This is a genomic window from Sulfurovum sp., assembly GCF_049668085.1.
Taxonomy (GTDB): Bacteria; Campylobacterota; Campylobacteria; order Campylobacterales; family Sulfurovaceae; genus Sulfurovum.
In genome coordinates, this window is the sequence record NZ_JBATIY010000058.1 from 1 (window position 1) to 7,811 (window position 7,811).

Annotated in this window: 8 protein-coding genes and 1 pseudogene; 5 read left to right on the forward strand and 4 right to left on the reverse strand. The window is 39.1% G+C overall.

From position 1 onward, the window contains the following. Both WBM70_RS03690 and trpA read right to left on the reverse strand, forming a co-directional pair. On the reverse strand, positions 1–256 hold a 256-nt coding region (locus WBM70_RS03690), incomplete at its 3' end, for a hypothetical protein (protein WP_424557157.1). A gap of 42 nt (positions 257–298) precedes the next feature. Beyond that, positions 299–1,039 (reverse strand): tryptophan synthase subunit alpha, encoded by a 741-nt coding sequence (trpA, locus tag WBM70_RS03695; RefSeq protein WP_424557158.1) that lies wholly within the window; start codon positions 1,037–1,039, stop codon positions 299–301. A 95-nt stretch (positions 1,040–1,134) separates the two neighbouring features. Between trpA and panB the strand changes: the two genes are divergently transcribed. The 5 genes from panB to WBM70_RS03720 are packed head-to-tail and all read left to right on the forward strand — an operon-like array spanning position 1,135 to position 5,931. Beyond that, on the forward strand, positions 1,135–1,947 hold the full coding sequence (gene panB, locus WBM70_RS03700) for a 3-methyl-2-oxobutanoate hydroxymethyltransferase (RefSeq protein ID WP_424557159.1): 813 nt from the start codon (positions 1,135–1,137) through the stop codon (positions 1,945–1,947). Further along, positions 1,947–2,960, forward strand: a complete 1,014-nt coding sequence (gene ruvB / locus WBM70_RS03705; RefSeq protein ID WP_424557160.1) for a Holliday junction branch migration DNA helicase RuvB — start codon at positions 1,947–1,949, stop codon at positions 2,958–2,960. Before panB ends, ruvB begins: the two co-directional genes overlap by 1 nt. Next, on the forward strand, positions 2,947–3,990 hold the full coding sequence (locus WBM70_RS03710) for an AI-2E family transporter (RefSeq protein ID WP_424557161.1): 1,044 nt from the start codon (positions 2,947–2,949) through the stop codon (positions 3,988–3,990). The genes ruvB and WBM70_RS03710 overlap by 14 nt, the downstream gene beginning before the upstream one ends. Before the next feature lie 19 nt (positions 3,991–4,009). Continuing rightward, the gene (locus tag WBM70_RS03715) at positions 4,010–4,690 is read left to right on the forward strand and encodes a response regulator transcription factor (protein ID WP_424557164.1); all 681 of its coding nucleotides are present in this window, start codon (positions 4,010–4,012) and stop codon (positions 4,688–4,690) included. Beyond that, positions 4,687–5,931, forward strand: a complete 1,245-nt coding sequence (locus WBM70_RS03720) for an ArsS family sensor histidine kinase (RefSeq protein ID WP_424557162.1) — start codon at positions 4,687–4,689, stop codon at positions 5,929–5,931. The genes WBM70_RS03715 and WBM70_RS03720 overlap by 4 nt, the downstream gene beginning before the upstream one ends. Before the next feature lie 37 nt (positions 5,932–5,968). On the opposite strand, the gene WBM70_RS03725 is transcribed toward WBM70_RS03720, so the two are convergent. Both WBM70_RS03725 and WBM70_RS03730 read right to left on the reverse strand, forming a co-directional pair. Further along, positions 5,969–7,273, reverse strand: a complete 1,305-nt coding sequence (locus WBM70_RS03725) for a (Fe-S)-binding protein (RefSeq protein ID WP_424557163.1) — start codon at positions 7,271–7,273, stop codon at positions 5,969–5,971. Positions 7,274–7,281: 8 nt separating this feature from the next. Further along, positions 7,282–7,811 (reverse strand): annotated as a pseudogene (locus WBM70_RS03730) (oxygen-independent coproporphyrinogen III oxidase); the annotation flags it as partial.

Sequence of the window (7,811 nt, forward strand, 5' to 3'; positions counted from 1 at the left end):
TGACTTCTGTGATCTGAGCTAAATTTGTTGCATCATGCTCTAAAATAAAATCTATCTGAAATGGGATGGGCAGTTCCAGAAGTGTCTCAGCTTTTAGTTTTACTGGAAGAGAATCAAGGTAGGTAAAAAACTTCTCAACATCTTGATGTTTTACTTCTTCGAGATAATCTGCCATATCCGCATCATTGATATGATTACTACTTTTGACACCATTTTGTAATTTTTGCAGATAAAGATCTATCGCTTTGATGTCCATAAGTCTGGCCTAATGATAAATTTGCTTATTTATTACGTTCTATTATTCGTTTATCTTCTCTTTGATCTCTTTGGCAATGGCAGAGATCTTGGTGATTTTCTGTGTATTGCTTAAACTTTCATCTAAAAGTATTTTCACAAATGCAGAACCTACGATAACACCATCAACACCTTGGGCTTTCTCTTTGGCAGTGTTTTGATCTACACCAAACCCTACATAGACAGGGGTATCTGTAAATTCTTTGATATCTGTGATAATAGGCTGTAGATCTTCACTTTGTCCAGAACCAGTGATACCCGCATACGCTACAAGATAGATGAACTTTTGTGCATCTGTGACGATCTGCTCTATACGCTCTTTAGTATCGGTGGGAGCAATGAAGTCTATCAGGCTCAATCCAGCTGCCTCTATGGCCGGTTTGTATGGCTTAGCTTCTTCGAAAGGCAGATCTGGGATGATGAAACCGTTGACCCCTGCTTTATTTGCTTCAGTGATGAAAGTATCTAATCCTCTATGATAAAAAGGGTTGAAATATCCCATCCATAAAGTGTCTATATGTGGAGCAATTTTTGCTGAAGCTTCAAAGAGATGGTCAAGCTTAAAACCATTTTCCAAGGCTTTGAGATTTGCTTTTTCAATGACAGGACCATCTGCAACAGGGTCAGAAAAAGGCATACCCAATTCAAGTGTATCAACACCTGCTTCAGCTAAAGCCAAAGCAGCATCAACTGTAAAATCCAATGAAGGAAAACCGGTAGTAATATATGCAACTAAATTTTTCAATGTGGGCTCTTTTATGTCAATATGTAATATATTTTTGTTATTATACATTTTTTAGATAAAATGAGTAAAAATTATATCATGTATTTAGGATGACTATGAGTATTCATACCCCCAAAATAGAAAAAAAAGTAACTTTAACGACCATTTCAAAGATGAAAGGTACTGAACCTATTACCATGGTGACAGCCTATGATGCACTTTTTGCACAGCTATTTGATGGTGAAGTAGAGATGATACTTGTTGGAGACAGTCTTAATATGAGTTTTCTAGGAAAAGAAGATACGCTTTCTGCAACCATGGATCAAATGATCTATCACACACAGGCAGTCTGCAATGGGGCTAAATTACCCTTGATCGTACTTGATATGCCTTTTGGTACTTACACATCACCTGAAATTGCAATCAGAAATGCAACAAGAGTCTATCAGGAGACCAATGCCCAAGCAGTAAAAGTTGAGGGTGGAAAAGAGAGAGCACCTATTGTTGAAGCTCTGACACAAAACTCCATTGCAGTGCTTGGTCACATAGGCCTTATGCCACAGTTTATACGCAGTGATGGTGGTTATAAGATACGCGGAAAAGATCAAGAGGATATCGATGCATTGGTTGAAGATGCAAAAGCACTTGAAGCGGCGGGGGCATTTGCCATCGTAGTTGAAGGGGTAAAAGAAGCAGCAGCTAAAGCCATCACAGAAGCAGTCTCAGTACCGACCATAGGGATCGGTGCAGGAAATGTGACAGATGGACAGGTACTTGTCTGGAGTGATATGTTCGGATTTTTTGAAGCCTTTAAACCAAAATTTGTTAAGCAGTATTTTGATGGGGCAAAACAGGTACGTGAAGGACTTGAAGCCTATCGTAATGAAGTTAAATCTAGAGAATTTCCGAGCTCGGAGTATACGTATTAATGGAACGTATGGTTGAGATAGAACGTTTTGATGATGAAATCTCTTACGAAGTGACACTTCGTCCCAGTTCATGGGATGAGTATATCGGTCAGGAGAAGATCAAAAAGAATCTAAAGGTATTTATAGAGGCAAGTAGAAAAAGAGAAGAAGCGCTGGACCACATCCTCTTTTTTGGACCTCCTGGTTTAGGGAAGACGACCATTGCGAACATTATCTCTACAGAGATGGGCGCAAATATTAAAACCACTGCTGCACCGATGATAGAAAAAGCAGGAGATCTCGCAGCACTCCTGACCAACATTGAGGAGGGTGATATACTCTTTATAGATGAGATCCATCGTATGTCTCCGGCTATAGAGGAGATACTCTACCCAGCCATGGAAGATTTCCGTTTAGATATCATTATCGGTTCTGGCCCTGCCGCACAAACGGTCAAGATAGACCTTCCACGTTTTACACTTATCGGAGCTACGACAAGAGCAGGGATGCTATCTAACCCACTTAGAGAACGTTTTGGGATGCACTTTAGAATGCAGTTCTATACACCGATTGAATTATCGCAGATCGTTGCACAGGCTTCTCACAAATTGGATAAACCGGCTCAGGAACACGCTGCTACTGAAATAGCACGAAGAAGCAGGGGAACGCCGCGTATTGCGCTTCGTCTGCTTAAACGTGTAAGAGATTTCTCTGAGGTTGCCAATGAAGAGGAAGTAACACTGAAAAGAGCTCAGTATGCATTGGATGAACTGGGTGTCAATAACTTAGGTTTTGATGAACAGGATATACAGCTTTTGGAACTGCTTGTCTCTGCAAAAAACAAACCTATGGGACTGAGTACCATAGGTGCAGCACTCAGTGAAGATGAAGGAACGATCGAAGATGTCCTGGAGCCGTATCTTATTGCCAACGGTTATATTGAAAGAACAGCTCGTGGTCGTATAGCCACACAAAAGAGTTATGAACATTTTAAACTCGGCGGGTTGAAGGACGGACTTTTTGATAACGAATAAAAGTATCACGATCACACTACTATTCATGCTTTCACTTATAGGGGCTTATAGCATCTATAAACCTTTTTTACTTTCGATTGTGGTTGCGATGTTACTCACGATGGCAACCTATAACCTGACAAAAAAACTCATTCAGCACTTTAATTCCAGAAAGCTGAGTGCTATTATCACTTCAATGCTTTTGATACTGATACTTTTTGCACCGATCGTCTATATGGCAACGATAGGGGTAGGCTACATCTCCCAATTGGATGTGGCAACCATCAATGAAGTGACTTCGGCAATTAAAACGTTTACTGAAAAGATACCGTATGTCAAAGAGTGGAGTGAGATAGGGTTAAGTGATCAAAAGATCTCTGAGTATATTCAGGAGTCAACATCGTACATGACAACAGCAGGAAGTGCAGGGTTGGGATTTGTCAAAAATATGTTCCTTGTTCTTGTTTTTTATTTTATTATTAATTTCTATGGAGAAGGTTTTTTTGATCTGATACGTGCGCTTATGCCTGTGAGTAGGATGAAGAGCGCCAAGATGATACATGAGGTCTCTTCTACGATGGAAGTGGTTTTTTATTCTATTGTCGTGACAGCCATTTTTGAAGGCTTTCTTTTTGGGATCATGGTAAGTTACTTTGGGTTTAATGGACTGCTTTTTGGTGTGATCTATGGTTTTGCATCCTTGATCCCTATTATTGGAGGTGCTATCGTCTGGATACCTGTGGCACTTTACTCTTGGAATAATATGGATGCAAATACGGCTATCTTTATTACGACATACTCGATTGTGGTGATCGCTATCATTGCAGATACATTCATTAAACCGGTGATCATCAAAGTGATCAAGGAAGATCTGTTGAAAAGCACGATCGAGATCAATGAGATCGTTATATTCTTCTCAATTATAGCAGGGATGAGTACTTATGGATTTTGGGGAATGATATTGGGTCCTGCGATCACATCATTTTTGATTGCGATTACTAAAGTATATATAGATTATAATCATAAAGAACAAAGTAAAATGACTACTTAAGGTAGACAAGGAAGACATCATTATAAAAATACTCATTATAGAAGATGATCCAGAATTAGCACTCATCTTAACGAATTACCTTACAAAGTATGATATGGAAGTGATAGGTGCGGAGGATCCTTATATAGGGCTTTCGCTCTTAACGCAGCATGCATTTGATCTTGTTATTTTAGATCTGACCTTACCAGGCATGGATGGACTGGAAGTCATTCAAAAAATACGTGAGATCAGCAATATCCCTATTATTATCTCTTCAGCAAGAGATGACATTACTGACAAAGTGATCGGTATGGAACGTGGTGCTGATGATTATATGCCAAAACCTTATGATCCTAGAGAACTTGTAACACGTATCAAAACGATCTTAAGACGTACGCATAGTGTAGAGGAAAAAGAACCCGAAGTAGAAGCACTTTTCGTTGCAGATCCTAGTGCAAGAGAGATCAGGTTCAAAGGAAAGTCATTAGAACTTACTGCAGCAGAGTATGATATCTTAGGTATGCTCTTACAGCACAAAAATGGTTCTGTTTCACGAGAACAACTTTTGTATGAAAGTGAACATATTGATGATGACAGTTCTGTTAAAAATATTGATGTGATAATCTCACGCATACGACAGAAGATCGCGAAGATAGACCCTAACAATGTCTACATTAAGCCTATTCGTGGTGTAGGATACCTTTTAACTGACAGAGTATGAGAAACTTATCTGTAACCACCTTTATACATATTCTTTTTTCTGTAGCGATCTCTATTTTGATCGCTACATTTATGCTTTTTCTCTCCTGGGATAAAGATCGACATAAGATCGAAGAGTATAAACGTTACCAACTTATCTCCATCACTTTTCTCTCAAAACTACAGCTTAATCCAGGAAAAGAAGCCTTAGATGCACTCTATAAAGACCTACGTGTAAAAGCAATCTCAAAAAAGAAAACCATCGAAATAAAAAAACAGATCGAATCAGAAGGTAATACAGTATTTACAGGAGGGTCTGCACTAGGTCAGGTAAGAGTATTTGAAATTGAAGATGAACACTATATTTATGTTCAGCGTATGAAGCACAATCTTTTACTTCAAGATGACAGACCTGAAAAGTATTATTTTGAAATAGCTATAGCTTTGGGTATTTTTCTTATTGGGGTACTTATTGTACTCTACCTGGCTGTTTTAAGAAAACTCTATCCGCTCAAAAGATTACACAAACAGATACAACGCTTTGCCCAGGGTGATATGAAGACACGCATCACCTATCTGTATGATGATGAGATAGGAAAGATCGCCAAAAGTTTTGATGATGCTATTGTGCATATCAATAACTTGAGCAAGTCTAAAAACCTTTTTATGCGTAACTTGATGCATGAACTTAAAACACCTATTACTAAAGGGCGTATTGTTGTTGAAATGATTGAAGACGAGGCAAGAAAAAAGATACTTATTCGTGCCTTTGAACGGATGAATGAACTTATCTCAGAACTTGCAGAGATAGAAAGGGTGACAACACAAAGTTTCGAACCTAACTTTGAATATGTGATGCTTGATGAGGTGCTGCGAAGAAGTCAAGAACTTTTGATGGTGAGTAAAGAGAGTATTACCATAGATGTTAAAAATATAGCATTAGCCACAGATGTCAAACTGCTTTCCCTAGCCATTAAAAACTTACTGGATAATGGTATAAAGTACAGTAAAAACAAACATGTGGAAGTTAGATCTGTAGGTGATGGTCTGGAGATAAGCTCTCAAGGTGAAAAGCTTCAACATCCATTGTCTTATTATATAGAGCCTTTTTCTCAAGAAGAAAAAAGAAGTTCCGGTTTTGGATTGGGACTTTATATCGTACATAGTATTTTAGAAAAATTGGGTTGTGGATTAGACTATAAATATGTAGATGGAAACAATATCTTTATTATAAAGGCAGGAGATGCCTGCCGTTTTAGTTAATTGAACCCATGATGAGTACCTAGGTTACTCAAAGGGTTCAATCCTTAAGTGACTCCGATATAAGTTCTAATGGATTTTTGAAGATAGTCTCTACTTCTGCATTGTTCATCGCTTCACTGAGTTGCATTCTACATGCAGAACACTCTGCACTCACGTAATGTGCTTTGGTCTCTTTGATCATGGCTGCCTTTGGTTTTCCTGCAGCCTCAGCAAAATGAAATTTCTCTGTTTGCATCGTTACACCACCAAAACCACAACAACGGTTAGGATCACTCATCTCCACCATAGGGTAGTTAGGTGCCAGAAGATTACGGGGCTGCTCGTAAATACCCTGTACTTTTCTTGCATGGCAAGGGTCATGGTAGGTAACGGCTTCATCAAACTTTTTACCCTTCTCTTTGAGTATTTGTTGCAAGTCTGTGTTGTCATCCAGCCATGCTGTGGCCATATAGATCTTCTCAGCTACTTTTTTTGCACGTGCTTCCCACTCTGGCATATTGTGATTTTTGAAAAAGACTTCCCAGTCATGTGTGATCATTGCTGAACAAGTCGCCTCAGGGATGAGCATGGCATCACACTCATACATAAAGCTTTCAAAGTATTCTATGTTTTTCTTGGTCATATATTCAACAGAACTCATATCACCTGTAAAATAAGCAGGTGCACCACAACAAAGTTGTTTTTTGGGGATAAATACATCAATATTCAGTTCTTTGAGTATGTGAACCAAACTGTCACCGATCCCTGTGTAATTATAGTTTGCCAAACATCCTATAAATAGGGCTATGCGTGTGTTCTTTTTTTCCTGAATAGGTGCAGGGATCTCTTCAGGATAGCTGTTTAAAAAGCTGGTTTTAGCCATAGACGGAAGCAGTCTTCCTTTTTTGACCATAGGCAGGGAAAATCTTGCACGTAGCCCTCTGTCTTTGTCATCTTGTGCCAAAGCACAGGTTTTAAACATGTATCCGAACTTCATCGCAAAGTCCATGATCTTGCGGTTACGCAACAAGAAGAAGAATCCGCGTTTAAACCATGCGATACCAAACTTGTCTGCGATGTCCGCACGCACTTCTTCAATGATCATATCTGTGGCCAATGAGTTAGGGCAGACATCGACACAGTTGGTACACAAAAAACAACTTTCAAAGATGTGTTTAGCGTTTTTGTCCAACTCTAAATGTCCTTGTTGATATGCACCCAAAAGTTCTATGAATCCACGTGGAGATGTTGTCTCATCCGGGTTAACCTGGTGGATCGTACATACGGGGATACATTTTCCGCATTTGATGCAGTCATCACTTGTTTCAGAAAAGTTAAAAATTTCTTCTATATTTTTACTCATAATACCTCTTAAACTGTTTTCGAAAAGCTCTTTTTGCTCTGTGCATATTTATTCATGTATGCATCAAATGGCATGGCGATGTTACGGATGAGCAGGGTACCGGTAGTACTTACGGTTATCTTATCCTCTGTGATACTAACCAAGTCGGCTTCAACAAACTCCTGCAGTGCTTCCAATGCATCTGCAAAGTATGTTTTGAAGTCTATGTTATGTTCCGTTTCTACTCTTTTCATATCGATGGAAAAGTTTGCCATAAGTTCCATGATAACCGCTTTACGAAGGAAGTCATCATCACTAAGATTAACGCCTCTCTCAAAAGGAAGTTTTCCAGCATCAAGTGCCGCTTCATAGACCTTCATATCTTTGGTATTCTGCGCATAATATCGTGCACCCTCACCAATACTGGTAAGGCCGATTCCTACAAGGTTGGCACCGCCTTTGGTCGTATATCCTTGGAAGTTTCGGTGAAGTTCACCTTTTTCAATGGCTCCAAAAAGTTCATCTTCAGGTTTCGCAAAGTGGTCCATACCTACCATTT